14 protein-coding genes and 1 pseudogene are annotated in these 20430 nt (G+C 70.9%); 6 read left to right on the top strand and 9 right to left on the bottom strand.

Going from position 1 to position 20430, the window contains the following annotated elements; translation table 11 throughout:
* Positions 1 to 609 (bottom strand): maltotransferase domain-containing protein (locus AQJ91_RS47060; RefSeq protein ID WP_159054827.1); only part of this gene is annotated, 609 nt, incomplete at its 3' end.
* A gap of 229 nt (positions 610 to 838) precedes the next feature.
* Positions 839 to 2041 (bottom strand): S8 family peptidase, encoded by a 1203-nt coding sequence (locus AQJ91_RS47055; protein ID WP_067036143.1) that lies wholly within the window; start codon positions 2039 to 2041, stop codon positions 839 to 841.
* 322 nt (positions 2042 to 2363) lie between these two features.
* Between AQJ91_RS47055 and AQJ91_RS47050 the strand changes: the two genes are divergently transcribed.
* On the top strand, positions 2364 to 5012 hold the full coding sequence (locus AQJ91_RS47050) for a glycosyltransferase family 1 protein (RefSeq protein WP_067036140.1): 2649 nt from the start codon (positions 2364 to 2366) through the stop codon (positions 5010 to 5012).
* A 68-nt stretch (positions 5013 to 5080) separates the two neighbouring features.
* Here the strand turns inward: AQJ91_RS47050 and AQJ91_RS47045 are convergent, their stop codons facing one another.
* Positions 5081 to 6163 carry an amidinotransferase gene (locus AQJ91_RS47045; RefSeq protein WP_067036137.1) on the bottom strand — a complete coding sequence of 361 codons (1083 nt, stop codon included), beginning with the start codon at positions 6161 to 6163 and terminating at the stop codon, positions 5081 to 5083.
* 301 nt (positions 6164 to 6464) lie between these two features.
* Here AQJ91_RS47045 and AQJ91_RS47040 point away from each other — a divergent pair, with 301 nt between their 5' ends.
* The 4 genes and pseudogenes from AQJ91_RS47040 to AQJ91_RS47025 all read left to right on the top strand — a co-directional run bounded on the left by AQJ91_RS47040 (position 6465) and on the right by AQJ91_RS47025 (position 11232).
* Positions 6465 to 8531 carry a M4 family metallopeptidase gene (locus AQJ91_RS47040; protein ID WP_067036135.1) on the top strand — a complete coding sequence of 689 codons (2067 nt, stop codon included), beginning with the start codon at positions 6465 to 6467 and terminating at the stop codon, positions 8529 to 8531.
* Positions 8532 to 8729: 198 nt separating this feature from the next.
* Positions 8730 to 9572, top strand: a pseudogene (locus AQJ91_RS47035) (M4 family metallopeptidase); the annotation flags it as partial.
* Between the two features lie 71 nt (positions 9573 to 9643).
* Positions 9644 to 10153 carry a DUF1990 domain-containing protein gene (locus AQJ91_RS47030; RefSeq protein WP_067036132.1) on the top strand — a complete coding sequence of 170 codons (510 nt, stop codon included), beginning with the start codon at positions 9644 to 9646 and terminating at the stop codon, positions 10151 to 10153.
* 227 nt (positions 10154 to 10380) lie between these two features.
* Positions 10381 to 11232 (top strand): phosphotransferase enzyme family protein, encoded by an 852-nt coding sequence (locus tag AQJ91_RS47025; protein WP_067036129.1) that lies wholly within the window; start codon positions 10381 to 10383, stop codon positions 11230 to 11232.
* Between the two features lie 126 nt (positions 11233 to 11358).
* On the opposite strand, the gene AQJ91_RS58020 is transcribed toward AQJ91_RS47025, so the two are convergent.
* From AQJ91_RS58020 to AQJ91_RS57090, 6 genes are all read right to left on the bottom strand, one after another.
* Positions 11359 to 11532, bottom strand: coding sequence for a hypothetical protein (locus AQJ91_RS58020; protein ID WP_324618068.1), 174 nt, complete (start codon positions 11530 to 11532; stop codon positions 11359 to 11361).
* Positions 11529 to 13295 carry an ABC transporter ATP-binding protein gene (locus tag AQJ91_RS47020; protein WP_067036126.1) on the bottom strand — a complete coding sequence of 589 codons (1767 nt, stop codon included), beginning with the start codon at positions 13293 to 13295 and terminating at the stop codon, positions 11529 to 11531. The genes AQJ91_RS58020 and AQJ91_RS47020 overlap by 4 nt, the downstream gene beginning before the upstream one ends.
* Positions 13292 to 15013 (bottom strand): ABC transporter transmembrane domain-containing protein, encoded by a 1722-nt coding sequence (locus AQJ91_RS47015; RefSeq protein WP_067036123.1) that lies wholly within the window; start codon positions 15011 to 15013, stop codon positions 13292 to 13294. Before AQJ91_RS47015 ends, AQJ91_RS47020 begins: the two co-directional genes overlap by 4 nt.
* Before the next feature lie 281 nt (positions 15014 to 15294).
* Positions 15295 to 17157 carry an ABC transporter ATP-binding protein gene (locus AQJ91_RS47010; RefSeq protein WP_067036120.1) on the bottom strand — a complete coding sequence of 621 codons (1863 nt, stop codon included), beginning with the start codon at positions 17155 to 17157 and terminating at the stop codon, positions 15295 to 15297.
* Positions 17154 to 18935, bottom strand: coding sequence for an ABC transporter ATP-binding protein (locus tag AQJ91_RS47005; protein WP_067036117.1), 1782 nt, complete (start codon positions 18933 to 18935; stop codon positions 17154 to 17156). Before AQJ91_RS47005 ends, AQJ91_RS47010 begins: the two co-directional genes overlap by 4 nt.
* Positions 18935 to 19852, bottom strand: coding sequence for a hypothetical protein (locus AQJ91_RS57090; protein ID WP_234383461.1), 918 nt, complete (start codon positions 19850 to 19852; stop codon positions 18935 to 18937). The genes AQJ91_RS47005 and AQJ91_RS57090 overlap by 1 nt, the downstream gene beginning before the upstream one ends.
* 330 nt (positions 19853 to 20182) lie before the next feature.
* Between AQJ91_RS57090 and AQJ91_RS46995 the strand changes: the two genes are divergently transcribed.
* The coding region (locus AQJ91_RS46995) for a hypothetical protein (protein ID WP_067036114.1) at positions 20183 to 20430 on the top strand (248 nt) is incomplete at its 3' end.

Raw genomic sequence — 20430 nt, 5'->3', positions numbered from 1 at the left:
CAGCGCGGCGGCCAGCCGTGAGGCGGCCGGGCGGGTCTCGTCGCGCAGGGCGTCCACCGCGGCGAGGACGACATCGCGTCGGCCCTTGCTCTTGGGTACTCCGGCGGCCACCCGTTCGTAGAGCCGCGCGCCCTCCTCCAGGACCAGTTCGGTGTCCATGCCCGCCGGGATCTTGATCTGGGCGTGGTGGCGCCAGGTGGAGACGGGGTCACTCCAGGCCTCGACCTGGTAGGTCCACAGGCCCGGTGCGCCGGCGGTGACCTCGGCACCCCAGCGGTCGGTGCCGGGCGCCAGTTCCCGCATCGGGGTCCAGGGGCCGGGGCGGCCGTCGGGGTCCTTCAGTACGACATTGGCGGCGACGGCGTCGTGGCCCTCGCGGAACACGGTCGCCGAGACCTCGAAGGTCTCGCCGGTCACGGCCTTCGCGGGCCTGCGTCCGTGCTGGACGACCGGGCGGACGTCGAGGACGGGTATGCGGCCGATGCCGGGGACCGGATCGCTCGCGGAGGGTCGCTCCGGGGACCGCGGTCCGACGACGGCCGGGCGGCGTACGGGGGGTGCTTCGGTGCTGGACGTCGGGGGTGCTGACGAGTGGTGCGTGGCGGGCATGACCGCTCCTGTCCGCGTCAACGTGGGTGGGCGGATGGCTGTGGGGAGGTGGGTCCTGCGTGGTGGGTCGGGGGGTGCACCCGGGGGCGCAGCTGTGGGGCGTACCGGAGGAGCCTTCCCACCCTATTCGGGTGGGCAATCCGGCACTTTGTTAACTACTCACGCGTATGTCTACACACAAGACCGGCCCCGTTCGGGAGGAACGGGGCCGGTTCCGGTGAACCCGCGCCTAAGAGCCCGGCACCTGTAGGAGTTTGTTCGGCGAGCCGAGCCCTCGCCCGGAGACCTTCCCGTTCGCGGCCTGGGCCACGAGAGCCTGGGAGACCTGCGCGGGAGTGGCCTGCGGACGGTCGGCCAGATAGAGCGCGGCCGTGCCCGCGGCGTGCGGCGACGCCATCGACGTACCGGAGAAGGTCGCCTTGCCGGTGTCGCTGGTGTGGGACGCCGAGGTGATGGTGGTGCCCGGGGCGAACAGGTCGAGGGCGGAGCCGTAGTTGGAGAAGCTCGCCCTGGCGTCCTTCTTGTCGGTCGCGCCGACGGTGATGGCCTGTTTCACGCCCGCGGGGGAGTAGAGGCCGGCCGGCAGGCTCTCGTTGCCCGCCGCGACCGTGTACGTGACGCCGGACGCGATGGAGTTGCGTACGGCGGTGTCCAACTGGGCGTTGCGGTAGCCGCCCAGGCTGAGGTTTGCCGCCGCGGGCTTCCTGGCGTTCTTGGTGACCCAGTCGATGCCCGCGATGACCTGGGCGGTGGTGCCGGCGCCAGCGTTGTCGAGGACGCGTACGGCGATCACCTTGGCCTGTTTGGCGACGCCGTACTTGGTGCCCGCGACGGTGCCGGCGACATGGGTGCCGTGGCCGTTGCCGTCGCCCGCGGACCTGTCGTTGCCGACGAAGTCCCAGCCGTAGCTCGCCCGGCCGCCGAAGTCCTTGTGCGAGATGCGGATGCCGGTGTCGATCACGTACACCGACACTCCGGCGCCCGCCGACTCCGGCCACGTGTAGCTCTTGTCCAGCGGCAGGTTCCGCTGGTCGATGCGGTCCAGGCCCCAGGACGGCGGGTTCTTCTGCGTGTGGTCCAGGGTCACGCGGGTGTCCTGGACGACCGAGGCCACCCGGGAGTCGGCCGCGAGCTGCTTGGCCTGTCTCTCGTTGGCCCGCACCGCGTAGCCGTTGAGGACCGTGCCGTAGGTGTGGCTTATTTCCGCCCCGTACTTCTCCGCGAGGCTCTTTCCCGCCGCCGACGGGGCCTTCGTTCCCCCCTTGAGAGTCACCAGGTAACTTCCGCTGACGGAGCCGGGGTCTCCGGCGCCGAGTATCTGCCCCTCCGGTACGGCGTGCGCGGGCATCGTGATGGCCGAAAGCGCGGCGGTACAGGTCACCGCGGTCAGGCCCCCCGCCCAGCGCAGACGCCGTGTTCGCGTCCGTGCCATGGTGTGAGTTCCCCTCCTCAACTCGGCGTACGACGGCCGTGGTCGGCCGGGTGCGCCCCGACTTGGGCCGGTACGCCACCAGGCAGCCTCTCGTGACGCGTGAAGCACCACAAGGACGCCTACAGGGCGGAATCGGCCATATCGGCTATGGGGGATGTGTAAAGGTTGCGGCTGTTTTCGGACGGGCGTGCGAGCTTCTCCGTCGCTTGACAGCCACAAAACGCACTGTGGTTACGAAGCCCCGCATACCGATACCGTCGAGGGCGATGAAGGGACGCACACCGCCGTGCGTCCCCTGCCACGCGCCTGCCCGAGGTGGAATGTGAAGGCGATCCGTCGATTCACCGTCCGACCCGTCCTCCCCGAAGCCCTGCGGCCGCTGAGCGATCTGGCGCGCAATCTGCGCTGGTCCTGGCATGCGGAGACCCGCGATCTCTTCCAGTCCGTCGACCCCGAGCGCTGGGCCGCCTCGAACGGTGATCCCGTACGGCTCCTGGGCAGTGTGCCGCCCGGGCGGCTCGCGGAGCTGGCCGAGGACCGCCGCTTCCTGCGCCGCCTCGCCGCGGTCGCCGGAGACCTCAACGACTATGTCACCGGCGACCGCTGGTACCAGTCCCAGTCCGCCGAACTCCCCGCCGCCGTCGCCTACTTCTCGCCCGAGTTCGGCATCACGGCCGCCCTGCCCCAGTACTCCGGCGGCCTCGGCATCCTCGCCGGCGACCACCTGAAGGCGGCCAGCGACCTCGGCGTACCGCTGATCGGCGTCGGGCTCCTCTACCGGCACGGCTACTTCCGCCAGTCCCTGTCCCGGGACGGCTGGCAGCAGGAGCACTATCCCGTCCTCGACCCCAACGAACTGCCGGTCGGCCTGCTGAGGGAACCCGACGGCACCCCCGCCCAGGTCTCCCTCGCCCTCCCCGGCGGCAAGCAGCTGCGCGCCCGCATCTGGCTGGCCCAGGTCGGCCGGGTCCCCCTGCTGATGCTGGACTCGGACGTCGAGGAGAACGACCTCGGCGAACGCGGCGTCACCGACCGGCTCTACGGCGGCGGCAGCGAGCACCGGCTGCTGCAGGAGATGCTGCTGGGTATAGGAGGTGTCCGGGCGGTACGGACGTACTGCCGCCTGACCGGCCACCCCGAACCCGAGGTCTTCCACACCAACGAGGGCCACGCGGGCTTCCTGGGCCTGGAGCGCATCGCCGAACTGGCCGACGGGGGCCTGCACTTCGACGCGGCGCTGGAGGCGGTCCGCGCGGGCACGGTCTTCACCACCCACACCCCCGTCCCAGCCGGCATCGACCGCTTCGACCGCGAGCTGGTCGCCCGCCACTTCGGCCCCGACGCCGAACTCCCGCGCATCGAGGTCGAACGCATCCTCCAGCTCGGTATGGAGACCTACCCCGGCGGCGAACCCAACCTCTTCAACATGGCCGTGATGGGACTGCGCCTGGGCCAGCGGGCGAACGGCGTCTCGCTGCTGCACGGCCAGGTCAGCCGCGAGATGTTCTCCGGACTCTGGCCGGGATTCGACCCCGCCGAGGTGCCCATCACCTCGGTGACGAACGGCGTCCACGCCCCGACCTGGGTCGCCCCCGAGGTCTTCCGGCTCGGCGCCCGGCAGATCGGCGCCCAGCGCACCGAGGACGCGCTGACCGTCGGCGGCTCGGACCGCTGGGACTCGGTGGGGGAGATCCCCGACCAGGACATCTGGGAGCTGCGACGGAGCCTGCGCGAGCAGCTGGTGATGGAGGTACGGGAACGCCTCCGCACCTCCTGGCGGCAACGTGGCGCCGGCACGGCCGAGTTGGGCTGGATCGACGGGGTGCTGGACCCGGACGTCCTGACGATCGGATTCGCGAGGCGCGTCCCGTCGTACAAACGCCTGACGCTGATGCTCCGCGACCGCGACCGCCTGATGGACCTGCTGCTGCACCCCGAACGCCCGATCCAGATCGTGGTGGCGGGCAAGGCGCACCCGGCGGACGACGGTGGAAAACGCCTGGTCCAGGAGCTGGTCCGGTTCGCGGACGACCCACGCGTCCGCCACCGCATCGTCTTCCTCCCCGACTACGGCATGGCGATGGCGCAGAAGCTCTACCCGGGCTGCGACATCTGGCTCAACAACCCGCTCCGCCCCCTGGAGGCCTGCGGCACCTCGGGCATGAAGGCGGCGCTGAACGGCTGCCTCAACCTGTCCGTCCTGGACGGCTGGTGGGACGAGTGGTTCCAGCCGGACTTCGGCTGGGCGATCCCGACGGCGAACGGCACCGATGGGGGTGCCCCCACGCTTTCGGCAGTGGGGGACGACCCGGACCACCGGGACGACGTAGAGGCCGCGGCGCTGTACGACCTGCTGGAGCAGCGGGTGACCCCCCGCTTCTACGAGCAGGGCCAGGCCGGCCTGCCGGACCGCTGGATCGAGATGGTCCGCCAGACCCTGACCCTGCTGGGCCCGAAGGTACTGGCGGGCAGGATGGTCCGCGAGTACGTGGAACGCCTCTACACCCCGGCCGCCCACGCCCACCGCGCGATGACCCCGGACTCGGCCCGTGAACTCGCCGCGTGGAAGGCCCGGGTGCGGACGGCCTGGCACGGGGTGACCGTCGACCACGTGGAGACGTCCGTCGCGACGGCCACGGCGGAACTGGGCTCGACGCTCGGTCTGCGGGTCCGGGTGGCTCTGGGCGACCTCGCCCCCGACGACGTCGAGGTCCAGGCGGTCTCGGGGCGCGTGGACTCGGAGGACCGGATCGCGGATGCGGCGACGGTGCCCTTGAAGCAGGCGGGTGGGCCGGATCTTGAGGGGCGGTGGGTGTACGAGGGCCCGCTGTCGTTGGATCGGACCGGGCCGTACGGCTATACGGTGCGGATCCTGCCCGCGCATCGGCTGCTGGCGTCGGGGGCTGAGTTGGGGTTGGTGGCGGTGCCTTCGGAGGAGATGGGGGAGGCGGCGGGGGTGCTCATGAGGTGAGGGGACTTCCCCTCGCCGGTTGCAGGGGCCCTTTCAAGCGGGCCCCTGCCGCCACGGCCCGCCCCACCTCAGTCGAAGTACGACTCGAGCGTGCCGCGCCGCCGGATGTCGAGTGTCGCGCAGTGGAACGAACCGCCGAACGGCGCGTAGTGCAGCAGATTGCACGGGATCGGCTCGAAGCCCCACCCCTCGAGGGCGCGCAGCATGCCGGTGTGGTGCCGTTCCGCGATCACCCGTTCCTCGTCGATCATGAGGACGTTCATGCTGAGCCACTTGCCGCACATCGAGGTGATCCTGAGCAGGCGCTCGTCGATCGGGTCGGGCTCGGGTGCGACCAGGATCTTCCACGACTTCAGGACGTCGGGCAGCCGGTCGACGTCGACGTACTCGGGGTTGACCAGGGCCTTGCCGGGCGCGAGCGGCAGGAACGTCGTGTCGATGTGCATGGGCGTACGGCAGCGGCTCTCGATCTCGTGGATGCGATAGCGGGGTCCGAGATGGCGGCGCAGCCACTCGATGCCCATGCGGTTGGTGACGTTGCTCCGCGTGACGAACAGGTCACGTCCCGCACGTACGAAATCGGCCGAGTCGAAGACCGGCTCGAACTCGGTGAGGATGTACCGCATGGGCTCGTCCGGCCCGGGGACCTGGAAGTCCGCCTCGAACAGCGCGTCGGTGAGCTGCGGCTTCGGTGCCGCCGTCCAGCGTGCGCCGCGCCGGAAGTAGTCCTTGAGGAGCGCGCGATAGGAATGCGTCTCGAAATACCGACATGGCCATGCCATCGGCGTCTCGATGATCTCGTCACCGATCACCAGCATGCTGTCGCGCGGACAGGCGTTGCAGAAACCGCGTGACGACCAGTCGGGAGTGCCGAAGCGCTGCCGGTGGTCGACCGCGTCCGGGCGCCGGACCGTGATGCCGAGGGACTGCAGGAGCGTGATGAACTGATCGAGTTCGCGCTGCGCCCGCTCGGTCAGCACACGCGGATATCTCCAGCCGGCGGCGACCCCGTGCACCCGCGCCGCCCACGAGGGCATGTTGATGGCCACGACCGGATGACTGGCGGGGATCGTCGCGCCGTCGAGACGCCCGACGATGATCTCCTCCAGCGGATCCCACTCGTTGTGCGAACTGACCGGCGATCCCACCATCACGCCTCCCTGACGGCGCCACCCCGGCGCCAAGGATCAAGCGAGACGGTCCGTATACCGAACATGAACTCCCGGACAACGGACCACTTCCGGCCAAATTTCTGACGCGCTCCTGACAGACGCCTCATTCTCCTGCCACTCTTCCCACGGCCACTTCACAGCAACCCCACATGTCGCACGGGCTGTGTGTGCCGAGTACCCGCACGTCGTTCTGCGTACCACCCCGATCTGCCCGGACGGCCCACCCGCCGGCCGGTCTCCCCTGGCCGCGTGATCCGCGGCCGCGCAGAAGGAGTCAGTGTTGAGAGACAGTTCCTCCCACAGACGCACCTCCCACGCAGCACAGCGCCCCACGGCGCACCGCCGGACCGCCGTCGCCCTCGTCGGTGTGTCCGTCCTGATCGCCACGGCCGTCCAGACCGGCGCCGCGGCCGCCGCCCCGGAGAAGGCACCGTCGGCTGCGGGCAAGGTCATACCGGGCGCCGAGTCGGTCCAGCTCACCCCCGCCCAGCGCGCCGAGCTGATCCGCGAGGCCAACGCCACCAAGGCGGACACCGCGAAGGACCTCGGCCTGGGCGCCAAGGAGAAGCTGGTCGTCCGTGACGTCCTCAAGGACGGCGACGGCACGCTGCACACGCGCTACGAGCGGACCTACGACGGTCTGCCCGTCCTCGGAGGCGACCTGGTCGTCGAGAGCACCGAGGCCGACGCGACCGAGGCCGTCGTCAAGGCCACCCGCGCCAGGATCGCACCGGCCACCACCACGGCCGCCGTACCCGCCGCCAAGGCCGAGAAGCAGGCGCTGGCCGCCGCGAAGGCCGAGGACGCCAAGAGCCCCGACGTCAACCGGGCGCCGCGCAAGGTGATCTGGGCGGCGAGCGGCACACCGACCGTGGCGTACGAGACGGTCGTGGGCGGCGTCCAGCACGACGGCACCCCGCAGGAGCTGCACGTCATCACGGACGCCACCACCGGCGAGCAGCTGTTCGAGTGGGAGGCCATCGAGACCGGCACCGGCAACACGGTGTACTCCGGCACGGTCGACCTCACCACCACGCAGTCCGGGTCGACGTTCAACCTCAGGGACGGCGCGCGCGGCAACCACCGCACGTACAACCTGAACCGCGGCACCTCCGGCACCGGCACCCTCTTCTCGGGCTCCGACGACGTGTGGGGCAACGGCAGCCCGTCCAACCTGGAGTCGGCCGCCGCCGACGCGCACTACGGCGCGGCGCTGACCTGGGACTACTACAAGAACGTGCATGGCCGCAACGGCATCCGCGGCGACGGAGTGGGCGCGTACTCCCGGGTGCACTACGGGAACAACTACGTCAACGCGTTCTGGTCCGACAGCTGCTTCTGCATGACGTACGGCGACGGCTCGGGCAACGCCAACCCGCTGACGTCGATCGACGTGGCCGCGCACGAGATGACCCACGGGCTCACCTCCAACACCGCGGGCCTCAACTACTCGGGTGAGTCCGGCGGTCTGAACGAGGCCACCTCCGACGTCTTCGGCGCGACGGTCGAGTTCTACGCGGCGAACTCCTCCGACCCCGGTGACTACCTCATCGGCGAGGAGATCAACATCCGCGGCGACGGTACCCCGCTGCGTTACATGGACCGGCCGAGCCGGGACGGCAACTCCAAGGACAGCTGGTACTCCGGCATCGGCTCGATCGACGTGCACTACTCCTCGGGCCCCGCGAACCACTTCTTCTATCTGCTGAGCGAGGGCAGCGGCACCAAGACCATCAACGGTGTCACCTACAACTCGCCCACCGCGGACAACCTCCCGGTCACCGGCATCGGCCGGGACAAGGCGGAGAAGATCTGGTTCCGGGCGCTGACCACCAAGTTCACGTCCACGACCAACTACGCGGGTGCCCGCACCGGCACCCTCGCGGCGGCCGGTGAGCTGTACGGCACCACGTCCGCCGAGTACAAGGCCGTGCAGGACGCCTGGGCGGGCGTCGCGGTCGGTGCCCGCTCCGACGGCGGTGGCGGCGGCGGTGGCGGCACCTCCTTCGAGAACGGCACCGACGTATCGATTCCGGACAACGGCGCGGCCGTGACGTCGTCGATCACCGTGTCCGGGCGGACCGGCAACGCGCCCTCCAACCTCCAGGTCGCGGTGGACATCGTGCACACCTACATCGGTGACCTTCAGGTGCAGCTGATCGCCCCCGACGGCACGGCGTACACGCTGAAGGCGTACGGCACCGGCGGGAGCGCGGACAACCTCAACACCACCTACACGGTGAACGCCTCCTCCGAAGTCGCCAACGGCACCTGGCAGTTGAGGGTGCAGGACAACGCGGCCGTGGACACCGGCCACATCAGCGGCTGGACGCTCACCTTCCCGTAGGCCGCGGGCTCGCGGGCTCGCGGGCTCACGTCAGGGCGCCGTCCCGGAGGTTCGAACCTCCGGGACGGCGCCCTCCTTCTGTCGCGTCTACATTCCCGCAATGCTCACCGGGCGGTCGGTTTTCGGCCAACATCACTTGGGGGTCCTGGCATGTGCACGCCTTCAATGTCACTCTTCCCTCACCCGCCGCACAACTGCACCGACGCGGACGACACCTGGGGCACCGGCGCGGCCTCCAGCTCATCCACCGACCAGACCGCCGCCGTGGACGCCGCCTACGGCGCCCAGGTGACCTGGGACTTCTACAAGAACACCGTCGGCCGCAGCGGCATCAAGAACGACGGCAAGGCCGCCTACTCGCGCGTCCACTACGGCAACGCGTACGTCAACGCCTTCTGGTCCGACAGCTGCTTCTGCATGACGTACGGCGACGGCGACGGCAACGTCAAGCCGCTGCCGTCGATCGACGTGGCGGGCCACGAGATGACCCACGGCGTCACCTCGAACACGGCGGGCCTGAACTGCTCGGGCGAGTCCGGCGGCCTCAACGAAGCGACGTCCGACGTCTTCGGCACGGCCGTCGAGTTCTACGCGGCGAACTCCTCCGACCCCGGTGACTACCTCATCGGCGAGAAGATCGACATCCGCGGCAACGGCACCCCGCTGCGCCACATGGACAAGCCGAGCAAGGACGGTTCGTCGGCGGACGCCTGGTCGTCCTCGCTGGGCGGCCTGGACGTGCACTACTCGTCCGGCCCGGCGAACCACTTCTTCTGCCTCCTCTCGGAGGGCAGCGGCGCGAAGACGATCAACGGGGTCAGCTACAACTCGCCGTCCTCCAACGGCTCCACGGTCACCGGCATCGGACGGGCCAAGGCCGCGCAGATCTGGTACAAGGCGCTGACCGAGTACATGACGTCGACGACGAAGTGCGCCGGCGCCCGTACGGCGACCCTGAGCGCGGCGTCCGACCTGTACGGCTCCGGCAGCACCGAGTACAAGGCGGTCGCGGCGGCCTGGTCCGCGGTCAACGTCGGCTGACGGCCGGCTGCTTGACAAGGGCGGCACCCGGGACGAAGGCATTCCCGGGTGCCGCCCTACTCTTGGGACCCATGTCCTTCACGTACGACGACGTCGGCGCGACCCGGGAGAGCGGCTACTGCCCGCCGGGCTTCCACCCCCTGCACGTCCGCACGATCATCGGGGAGGGCCAGGACGTCTTCCGCAGAGCGGCCGAGGCGGTCCTCACCTGGGAGATGCACCGGGCGCTCGGCGTGGGCATCGACGCCACCGCCGACCGCGCGGCCCCCGGCGTCGACGTCACGGTCACCCTCGCCGGCATGATCAAGGCCCCCTGCCGCGTGGTCTGGATGGTGGAGGAACACCGCCGGGCCGGCTGGGCGTACGGGACGCTTTCCGGCCACCCCGAGTGCGGCGAGGAAGCGTTCGTGGTGGAACGCACCGGGGACGGGACGGTGTGGCTGACGGTGAACGCGTTCAGCCGCGGGGCGAAGTGGTATGCGCGGGCGGGGGGACCGGCGACCCGGGGGCTGCAGCATGCGTATGCGCGGCGGTGCGGGGTGGTGTTGCGGCGCTTGTGCGGGCCTGCGGAGGAGTTGTGACTTCCACCTCCACGGCGCAGCCGGACTTGCGTGAATCCAGTGCCGCGAACGGAATCGTTTGCGTTGTTTGACGGTTGTCGGCTGAGCAGCCGACGGGGCAGATCGCCGAATCAGTCGCGCCGTGCCCGTCGCGCAACCGCGGCTCTCTATCGGCAGCTTGGTAGGGTGCGCAGGTTGCACCGCTCGGAGAGTTATGGCAGTGCTCAAGGGAGAGGGGCCGGGCGACGATGCAGGCGTCAGAGGTCCCGCGTGCGGTGGCCGCGGCCATGTCGATCGCCTCATCACTTGACCTGACAGTCGACGACGCGATCGTTCTTCATGACTCGAACAAGCTCACGCTGCGTCTGCTGCCTTGTGACGTCCTGGCCCGGGTCGCACCTGTAGCGCATCAGGTCGCACAGTTCGAAGTCGAGCTTGCTCAGCGGCTCGCCGAATCCGGGTGCCCTGTGGCTGCTCTCGAGCCTCGAGTGGAGCCACGCGTCTATGAGCGTGATGGCTTCGTGGTCACGCTGTGGACCTACTACGAACCCGTGACACCTCGAGAGGTCTCACCAGCCGACTACGCCAACGCGCTCGAGCGGCTGCATGCCGGCATGCGCAAACTCGATGTCCCGACGCCGCGATTCACGGATCGAGTCGAGCAGGCTCAACAACTCGTGGCGAACCGCGACCACACTCCGGCGCTCGCCGACGCGGACCGGGAGCTGCTCGGCGACACGTTACGAAGCCTGAGACGAGTGATCGGCGAGCGCGGCGGCGCCGAGCAGCTGCTGCACGGCGAGCCGCACCCGGGCAACGTGCTCACCACGAAGAACGGGCTGCTGTTCATAGACCTTGAGACGTGTTGCCGAGGGCCCGTCGAATTCGACCTCGCCCATGCGCCCGAAGAAGTCGGCGAGCACTATCCGGGTGTCGATCAAGACTTGCTGCGCGAGTGCCGGATCCTCGTGCTGGCGATGATCACAACGTGGCGCTGGGATCGAGGCGACCAACACCCGAACAGGCACCGGCTGGGCACAGAGTGGCTCAGCCAGATCCGAGCAGCACTCGATCGCAACGGCCTGGACACCCATGGCTGATCGCGCTCCAGTCGCACATGTCGACGGCCCGAAGGAGAGCCCTCTGCCCCGGCGTCTGGTCGGGGCGGGTGCACACTGACTGCTTCGGGCAGGCGCCGCAGTGCTCGGCGGAGAAGAACACCTTGATCACCGGTGTGCCGTTGTGCGCTGAGACGAACAGGGCGGCGGCGCGTCAGTGGTGGCCACCTGCGAGATCTGGCCCAGCGCACCCCGGGTGACCGGTGCCGTCGTCCACGGACCGGCGCCGAGGGCATAGGCGCCCGCGATGAAGTCGGCCCTCTCCATGGAGGTCCCTCTCATGCTGTTCCGCCCCGCTCCCCGTGCCACGACCGCCACAGTGCCGCATACGCCCCGTCCGCCCCCACCAGCTCGTCATGCGCGCCGAGTTCCGTGAGGCGGCCGTTCTCCATCACGGCCACGCGGTCCGCGTCGTGGGCCGTGTGCAGACGGTGGGCGATGGCGATGACGGTGCGGCCCTCCAGTACGGCGGCCAGGGCGCGCTCGGTGTGCCGGGCGGTCGTCGGGTCCAGCAACGCCGTGGCCTCGTCCAGGATCAGCGTGTGCGGGTCGGCCAGCACCACGCGGGCCAGGGCGAGTTGCTGGGCCTGCGAGCCGTCCGTACGACACCCTCCGTCGCCGAGGGGGGTGTCCAGGCCGTCGGGCAGGTCCCGCACCCAGGTGTCCGCGCCGACCGCGGTGAGCGCGGCCCACAACTCCCCGTCGGTGGCCGCCGGTTCGGCGATACGGAGATTGTCGCGGACCGTGCCCAGGAACACATGGTGCTCCTGGGTGACCAGGACGACCTGGCGGCGCAGCTCCTCCGGACCGAGGGCGACGACGGGTACGCCGCCCACCGTCACCGTGCCCGCGCTGGGCGCGTCGACGCCGGCCAGGAGTCTGCTGAGGGTGGTCTTCCCGGCGCCGGACGGGCCCACCACGGCCAGCCGCTCCCCGGGACGGACGGTCAGGTCGACGCCGCCGAGGACCTCCCCGCCACGGCCGTAGGAATAGCGCACGCCGGTCACGTCGATCCGGTCGTCCGCCGGGACGGGGGAGCCGGCGTCCTTCGCCCGCGGCGCCCGCGCCAGGCCCTCCACGCGGGCGAACGAGGCGCCGCTGCTCTGCAGTTGCTCGACCCGCATCAGGATCTCGTCCAGCGGATTGCTGAGCTGCTGCAGATACAGCGCCGCCGCCACCACCGAGCCCAGGCTCATCGCGCCCCGCTCGTGCAGCACCCCGCCGATCAGCAGCACCATGGCGACGGGCACGAGGTACGACACTTCCACCGACGGGAAGAACACCGTGCGCAGATACAGGGTGTGGAACCGGGCCCGCCGGGACGTCTCCAGCGCCTCCCGGCTCGCCGCCACCCGACGCCGCTGGAGCCGCAGCGCCTCTACCGTGCGGGCGCCGGACGCGGTCGCCGCGAGGATCTCCGCGACCTCCGAGTTGGCCGCGCCCTCGGCGAGATAGCCGTCGCGGGCCCGGCGCAGATACCAGCGCAGCGCGAACCGGACGCCGGTCAGGCCGACCAGCCCGCACACGCCGAGCAGCGGGTCCAGCGCGAACACCGCGCCCATCAGGAACACCGCCTGCACGCAGCTGATGAGCAGCTCCGGCCCGGCGTCGCGCAGGGTGGTGCCGACGGTGGTGACGTCGGCGGTGCCGCGCGCCGTCAGATCACCGGTGCCGGCCCGTTCCACGACGGACGCGGGCAGCGCCAGCGTCCGGTCCACGAACTCCTCGCGCACCCGCGCCAGCGTCCGCTCCCCGAACCGGTGCCCGACGTACCGCGCCCAGCGCGCCAGCGCCAGCTGAGCGAGCGCACACAGCAGGATGGCCAGCGCCAGCCGGTCCACGGCCGACACCCCGGCCCCGTCCCGCACCTCGTCGATGATCCGCCCGACCAGCCACGGCCCGGCCAGCCCGGCGATCGCGGCAAGGGAGTTGAGAGCCAGTACGGCCGCGAAGGCCCGCGCGTCGGCCCGCACCAGCCGCCCCACGGCCCGCCGGACGTCGGCGCGTCCGGCGACGGGCAGGTGCCCGGAAGAACCAGCGGTCACCGTACGGCCTCCTCGGCGGCGGTCTCGTCTGCTTCGTGCTCGTCTCTGGCCACCAGGGCCCGGTAACCCGGCTCCCCGTCCAGCAGTTCCCGATGGCCGCCGACCGCCGCGACCTTCCCGTCGACCAGATAGCAGACGGTGTCCGCGCGGTCGAGGACCAGCGGCGACGTGGTCGTGACGACCGTCGTACGGCCGCTCCGCTCGGCGTGCAGCCGCTGTGCGAGCCGTGCCTCGGTGTGGGCGTCCAGCGCGGACGTCGGCTCGATCGCCAGCAGCACCTCGGGGTCGGCCAGCAGTGCCCGGACCAGCCGGACGCGCTGCCGCTGCCCGCCGGAGAGGTTGCGGCCCTGCGCGTCGACCGGGGTGTCGAGCCCGTCCGGCAGGCCCCGCACGATGTCCTCGGCGACAGCCGTGCGCACGGCCCGTTCGATCACCTGCGCGTCCCCGCCCCCGACCAGCTCCCGCAACGGCCCCGCGAACAGGTCCGCCTCGTGGTCGGCGACCAGGATCCGCTCCCGCACCCGCGCCAGCACGATCTCGTCGAGGCGTACGCCGCCCCAGGTCGCCGCCGACGGCACATACCGGCCGAGCCGGTCCACCACGGCCTCGGCGTCGGCGGGCCGGGCGCCGGCCAGCGCGGTCAGCCGCCCCGGCAGCACCCGCACCCCGGACTCGGGATCGTGCAGCACCGACGGCTCGGCCGGCGCGTCCAGGGTGCCGGTGTCGGCCATCGGCTCCAGGCTCAGGAACCGTACGACGCGCCGTGCCGCCACCACCCCGCGGCTCACCTGGTACCCCCACTCGACGAAGAACGCCACCGGCCGCACCAGCACCGCGACAAAGCCGTACACCGACACCAACTCGCCCACGGTGATGGCCCCCTGGGCGGCCAGCCGCGCCGCCAGCCAGGTCACCACGGCGAGGAACAGCGTCGGCAGCCCCACCCCGAGCGCCTGCACCCAGCTGGTCACCGACCCGACCCGGTACCCCTGTGCCCGCAGCCGCTGCGAGTCCCGCTGGAACGCGTCGGCGAACAGCCCCTTGCCGCCCAGGCCGTTCAGGACGCGCAGCCCGCCCGCGAGGTCGGCGATCCGGGCGGTCAGCACGCCCTGCCGCTCCCGGTACTCCGTCTCCGTGCGCTGCAGCCGCCGCAGCAGCGGCCCGACCAGCAGACCGATCGCCGGCATGCCCAGCAGCACCACCACGGCGATCGGCACCGACACCGACAGCAGCAGCACCGCCACCACCAGATAGGCCACCAGCGCCCCGAACCCGGGCCCGATCACGGTCAGCGAGTTGCTGATGGTGCTGACGTCGCCCACGCCGATCGTCATGACCTCGCCGGCCCCGACCCGGCGCGGCAGCGCGGCCCCCAGCCGGACCGCCTGTCCGACCAGCACCTTGACCGTGCGGAAGTTGGCGTCCATCCGCAGCCGGGTCATCGTGCGGTGCCGCATGATGCTCAGCCAGGCGTTGAACGCCCCCACCCCGAACAGCGCCGCCGTCCACCAGGCCAGCGCCTCGTGGTCACCGGGCTCCAGCCCCTCGTCGACGGCCCGGGACAGCAGATACGGCGACGCCGCCAGCAGCACCATCCACACGCTGGAGATCAGCGCCCCGGCGGCGGACCGCACCGGCTGCTGTCTGACCAGCCACCATAAGTACCGCCCGCCGCCCCGGCAGTCGGGTGTGCCGGGATCCTCGTACGCGTCGATCATTCACTCGTCCTTAGGGCCTGTCCGGCGGATCACGCCGCAGACGCGGGGTCTGGCACGCACATCTGCCGCGTTGTCGTCACTCGCCGACTCCCCCACTCTCGGCTTCGCTCGAGCGGGGGACCCCCATCGCGTCGACTCCCTCCTCCGCCTTGCAGCTGCACGCTCCCCCACGCTCGAACAACCTCGCGCGGGGGACCCCCATCGCCCCCGCTCACCGGCGTCGATGAGGAGCCGCCGATTCCCTGCGACCTGATCCGCCGGACAGGCCCTGGCCCGTACCGTCACGCCAGACTGTCCCGCCAGGCCCGGTGCAGATCCGCGAACCTGCCCGTCCCCGCGACGAGTTCGGCGGGCGTGCCGTCCTCGACGATCCGCCCGTGTTCCATCACCAGGACCCGGTCGGCGATCTCGACGGTGGACAGCCGGTGCGCGATCACGACGGCCGTACGGCCGCGCAGGACCGTCGACATCGCCCGCTGTACGGCCCGTTCGCCCGGGATGTCCAGCGAACTGGTCGCCTCGTCGAGGATCAGCACTGCCGGGTCCGCGAGCAACGCCCGGGCGAACGCCACGAGTTGGCGCTGACCGGCGGAGATACGGCCGCCCCGCTTGCGTACGTCGGTGTCGTAGCCGTCGGGGAGCGAGCCGATGAAGTCGTGGGCGCCGATGGCCTTGGCGGCCCGCTCGATGTCCTCGCGGGTGGCGTCCGGCCGCCCGATGGCGATGTTCTCGGCGACGGTGCCGGAGAACAGGAACGCCTCCTGCGTCACCATGACCACCCCGCGCCGCAGCTCGGGCACGGCGAGCTCGCGCAGGTCGACGCCATCGAGCAGGACCCGCCCGTCGGACGGGTCGTAGAAGCGGGCGAGCAGCTTGGCCAGCGTCGACTTGCCCGCGCCGGTGGAGCCGACGACCGCGACGGTCTGCCCGGCCGGGATGGTGAGGTCGAAGCGGGGGAGCACCTCGCCGCCGGTGCGGTAGCCGAACCGCACGCCGTCGAAGACGACGCCCCGGCCCGGGTGCTCGCTCTCGAGCTCCGGAAGCTGCCTGGGCGTCGACGGCTCGGGCACGGTGGGCGTCTGGGCGAGCAGACCGGCGATCTTCTCCAGCGAGGCCGCCGCCGACTGGTACGAGTTCAGGAACATGCCGAGCCGGTCAATCGGGTCGTACAGCCGCCGCAGATACAGCACGGCCGCCGCCAGCACACCGAGCGCCAGCGAACCGCCCGCCACCCGGTAGGCGCCCCACAGCACGATCGCCGCGACGGCGGTGTTGGCGACCAGCCGGGATCCGACGACGTACCGGGCCATCTCCAGCAGCGCGTCGCCGTTGGTCCGCTCGTGCCGCCGGTTGAGCACCCGGAAGTCCGCGTCGTTGGCGGCCTCGCGGCGGAACGCCCGCACCGGCCGGATGCCGTTCATCGTCTCGACGAACTTCACGATCACGCCGGCGATCGCGGTGGACCGCAGCCGGTACACCCGCCCCGCACGCCGCTGGTACATCCGTACGAGCAGATACAGCGGCACGAACGACGCCACCGCGACCGCGCCGAGACCGAGGTCGAGCCAGAGCAGCATCGCCGAGATGTAGACGAAGGAGAGGACGACGGTCACGAGCTCCTGCAGCCCCTCGTTGAGAAGCTCGCGCAGGGACTCGACATCCGTCGTCGACCGGGAGATGAGCCGACCCGAGGTGTACCGCTCGTGGAAGTCGATGCTCAGCGCCTGGGCATGCCGGAAGATCCGGCCGCGCAGATCGAGCAGCACGTCCTGGTTGACGCGGGCGGCCGCGATGATGAACGCGTACTGCAGGGCGCCCGAGGCCACGGCACACAGCAGATAGCCCACGGCGACCGCGATCAGCGGCCCGTTGTCGTGGGCGCGGAACGCCGGTACGGCCGTGTCGATGGCGTACGCCACCAGCAGCGGGCCCGACTGCACCGCCGCCTGCTGAATCAGCAGCAGGAGCGTGGTGACGGCGACGCGGGCCTTCATCGGGGCGAGCAGGGAGCGCAGCAGCGCGGTGGTGGCGCCCGGCGGAGTGGGCAGGACGTCGTGGTCGAAGGGGTCGCCCTGCGGCTGGGGTTCCCCGGCCGGCCGCTGCTCCTCGCCCGGTGCGGTGGTCGTGGGTGCCGGCGCAGTCATCGGGCTGCCTCCTCGGTGCCGGACATCAGATGCGCGTACTCGGCGTTGCCGCGCAGCAGTTCGTGGTGGGTGCCGACCGCGGTGATACGCCCGCCGGAGAGCAGGGCGACCCGGTCGGCGAGCAGCACGGTGGACGGGCGGTGGGCCACGATCAGGGCGGTGGTCTCGGCGAGCACGTCCCGCAGGGCGGCCTCGACGGCGGCCTCGGTGTGCACGTCGAGGGCGGACAGCGGATCGTCGAGCACCAGGAACCTGGGCCGTCCGACCACGGCCCGCGCGAGGGCCAGCCGTTGCCGCTGCCCACCGGACAGACTGTGCCCCTGCTCGCCGACCTGCGTGTCGGTGCCCTGGGGCAGGGCATGCGCGAAGTCGGCCTGCGCGACCCCGAGCGCCCGCCGCAACTCCTCGGGCCCGGCTTCGTCCTTGGCCCCCATCAGCACGTTCTCCCCGACGCCGGCGGAGAAGAGGGTGGGCTCCTCGAAGGCGACGGCGACGAGGGAGCGCAGTTCCTCACGGGACATGGCGGCGATGTCCTGCCCGTCGAGGGTGATGTGCCCGGACGTCACCTCGTGCAGCCGGGGGACGAGCGCGGTGAGGGTGGTCTTGCCGCTTCCGGTGGCGCCGACCAGGGCCATGGACTCGCCGGGGCGGATGTGGAGGTCGATGTGTTCCAGGATGGGCGAGGAATCGGACGGAGCATCGGGATAACGGAACCGAACACCGTGAAACCGAAGCCCAGTGTCCTTCAGAACGCGAGAGGTGCCGACGCTCTCCTTTTCCGGCTCCGCGTCCATCACCTCGAAGTACCGCTCCGTCGCAGTGGCCGCCTCCTGACTCATCGCCAGCAGGAACCCGATCGAGTCCACCGGCCACCGAAGAGCAAGCGCCGTCGACAGAAAGGCGACCAGCGTCCCCGCCGACAACGCCCCGTCCGCCACCTGCACGGCCCCCAGCACCAGCGCCGCCCCGATGGCCACCTCCGGCAGCGTCACGATGACGCCCCAGATCGCCGCCAGCAGCCGGGCCTTCCGCAGCTCGGTCCCCCGCAGCGTCCGAGACATCTCCCGGAACGCCCGCGCCTGACTCCGGTGCCGCCCGAACCCCTTGATGATCCGGATCCCGAGCACGCTCTCCTCGACGACCGTCGTCAGATCGCCGACCTGGTCCTGCGCGCGCCGCGCCACGTCGGCGTACCGCTTCTCGAAGACCACGCACGTCACGATCACGGGAATCGCCGGCCCGAGGATCACCAGCCCCAGCGTCCAGTCCTGCAACAGCATGATGATCACGCCGACGAGGATCGTCACGCCGTTGACCAGCAGGAACGTCAGTGGAAACGCCAGGAACATGCGCAGCAGCATCAGATCGGTCGTCCCCCGGGACAGCAGTTGCCCCGAGGCCCACCGGTCGTGGAAGGCGACCGGCAGCCGCTGCAGATGCCGGTACAGATCCGCCCGCATCGCCGCCTCGACCCCCGCCAGCGGCCGCGCCACCAGCCACCGCCGCAGCCCGAACAGCAACGCCTCCGCCAGCCCGAGCAGCAGCAGATACAGCGCCCCGAGCCACACCCCCGCCGGATCCCGGTCGGCGACCGGCCCGTCGACCATCCACTTCAGCACCAGCGGAATGACCAGTCCCGTACACGAGGCGAGGACCGCCACGAACGCGGCGCTGAACAGCCGCACGCGCACGGGCCGCACGTACGGCCACAGACGCAGCAGGGTACGCACGGCGGATCGGTCGGGCCTGTCCTCGTCGGTTGCACGTGTCGTCGACATCAGCAGCGAGCGTCTCTGATCAGCTGAACTATCCCAAGGCAGGCGAAGCGCCTGGCTACGGGGTGTGCCCATCGTGGAGGGGTGGCGTGGGCGTGCAGGTGGAAACCTGCGCCCGGTGCGGCTCCTCGCGGCCGGTGGCCGGGATGGGGTCTCCTCCGCTCGGGCGGAGCCGCGAGCTTGGGGGAGGGGAGGCTGATCGTTGTCCCGTAGGAGCGCGGGTCCGGGCGCGTGGGGAGCTGCAGCCGCAGCAGTGCCCGGCCCGGATCGTCACCGCGGGCGATGGTGGCCTGCTGCCCGTCGCACGCCGACAGCAGCAGCATCCGCGCACTGTGGGGTGCGGCCTCCAGCTCGAACACGTCGACCGGCAGCCGGCCGTGCCTGCGCTCGAAGGAGGCGATCTGCCGGGTCCGGGACCTGATCACGCTGGACGGCAGGTGTTGGCCGCCGGGGACGGCCGCGCGAACGGCGTCCCACTCCTGCGGGGTGCGCTTCGCGGGATCGGCGGGCCACGTCCTGGTGACCCCGGCGGTCAGGTCGGCGCGCCAGTTCGCCGACCGCAGCGTGCGTCCGACCTGTTCCTGGGCCATGCGTACGATCCGGTCGTTGACCGTCACACCCTCGGCCGGGGCGACGGTCCAGCCCAGGCGCCGCAGCGCCATCCAGGCGTTTGACGGCAGCTTCCGGCCCCCGGCGTCCTCCCCGGAGGCCAGTGCGTCCACGTCGGCGGCATTCCAGTGCGCGGCCAGCAGACCAGCGGTCATGCCGGACACCAGACCGGCCGCCCAGCCCACCCGCTCCGCCGGCACCGCGGCCGACAACACCTCGCCCGTCTTCTCCAACACCCCAGCACGCAGCAGGCCACGGGCACAGGCAGTGCGAGCCGTCTCGCCCTCGCCCAGCGGCAGCCTCCGACTCACCAGGACCCCCCTTTCTCACCCGCGGTGTTGTCGTCCATCACGGATGCCAAAGCCTACGGATCGGCACTGACAACGCCCACCGAGTTTTGGCCGGAACAGGGTCGGCCGCTGGTCCTACGACCTGCGCGTTCGAGGGGTCGTACAACGAGAGCCGGGGAGGTCGTACGAGGGCATCAAACCGATCGGCTGATGTCACTTCGAGCGCGACGGGCGATCCTGGGCTGAACGGCCTCCGCCGCGAAGCCGCCCGAACATTGCCGGGAGCCGGCATTGCCCACCGTGGCCGGCCGCTGTGATCATCTGTGTCGGCCGATCCGGAGGAGGGGTGCCATGGAATGGGTCGTCGGAGTCGGCGTGCTCCTGGGCCTGCTGGCGCTCGGCATGGGCGTGGCGTCGATCCGTACGGGATGGACCCTGCCCTGGGCGTGGGGCCGTGTCCAGCGCCCTCGTGTGTACGGGGCCGGGGCGCTGCTGGTGGGCACGTCCTGTGTGACGCAGGGGCTGTTCTACTTCGGGATCCTGCCGGTCCCGTCCTGGGAGTTCCGCTTCTTCAGCATGAACGCGCTCATGTTGTCCGG

The organism is Streptomyces dysideae, from assembly GCF_001514305.1.
Taxonomy (GTDB): Bacteria; Actinomycetota; Actinomycetes; order Streptomycetales; family Streptomycetaceae; genus Streptomyces; species Streptomyces dysideae.
This window is presented reverse-complemented; position numbering and strand designations above follow the sequence as displayed.

Excerpts from the sequence above, each read along its gene's own strand:
- AQJ91_RS47055 (WP_067036143.1), bottom strand. The coding sequence starts at position 2,041 with ATGGCACGGACGCGAACACGGCGTCTGCGCTGGGCGGGGGGCCTGACC.
- AQJ91_RS47045 (WP_067036137.1), bottom strand. The coding sequence starts at position 6,163 with ATGGTGGGATCGCCGGTCAGTTCGCACAACGAGTGGGATCCGCTGGAG.
- AQJ91_RS47030 (WP_067036132.1), top strand. The coding sequence starts at position 9,644 with ATGTCCTTCACGTACGACGACGTCGGCGCGACCCGGGAGAGCGGCTAC.
- AQJ91_RS47025 (WP_067036129.1), top strand. The coding sequence starts at position 10,381 with ATGCAGGCGTCAGAGGTCCCGCGTGCGGTGGCCGCGGCCATGTCGATC.
- AQJ91_RS58020 (WP_324618068.1), bottom strand. The coding sequence starts at position 11,532 with ATGAGAGGGACCTCCATGGAGAGGGCCGACTTCATCGCGGGCGCCTAT.
- AQJ91_RS47015 (WP_067036123.1), bottom strand. The coding sequence starts at position 15,013 with ATGATCGACGCGTACGAGGATCCCGGCACACCCGACTGCCGGGGCGGC.
- AQJ91_RS47010 (WP_067036120.1), bottom strand. The coding sequence starts at position 17,157 with ATGACTGCGCCGGCACCCACGACCACCGCACCGGGCGAGGAGCAGCGG.
- AQJ91_RS47005 (WP_067036117.1), bottom strand. The coding sequence starts at position 18,935 with ATGTCGACGACACGTGCAACCGACGAGGACAGGCCCGACCGATCCGCC.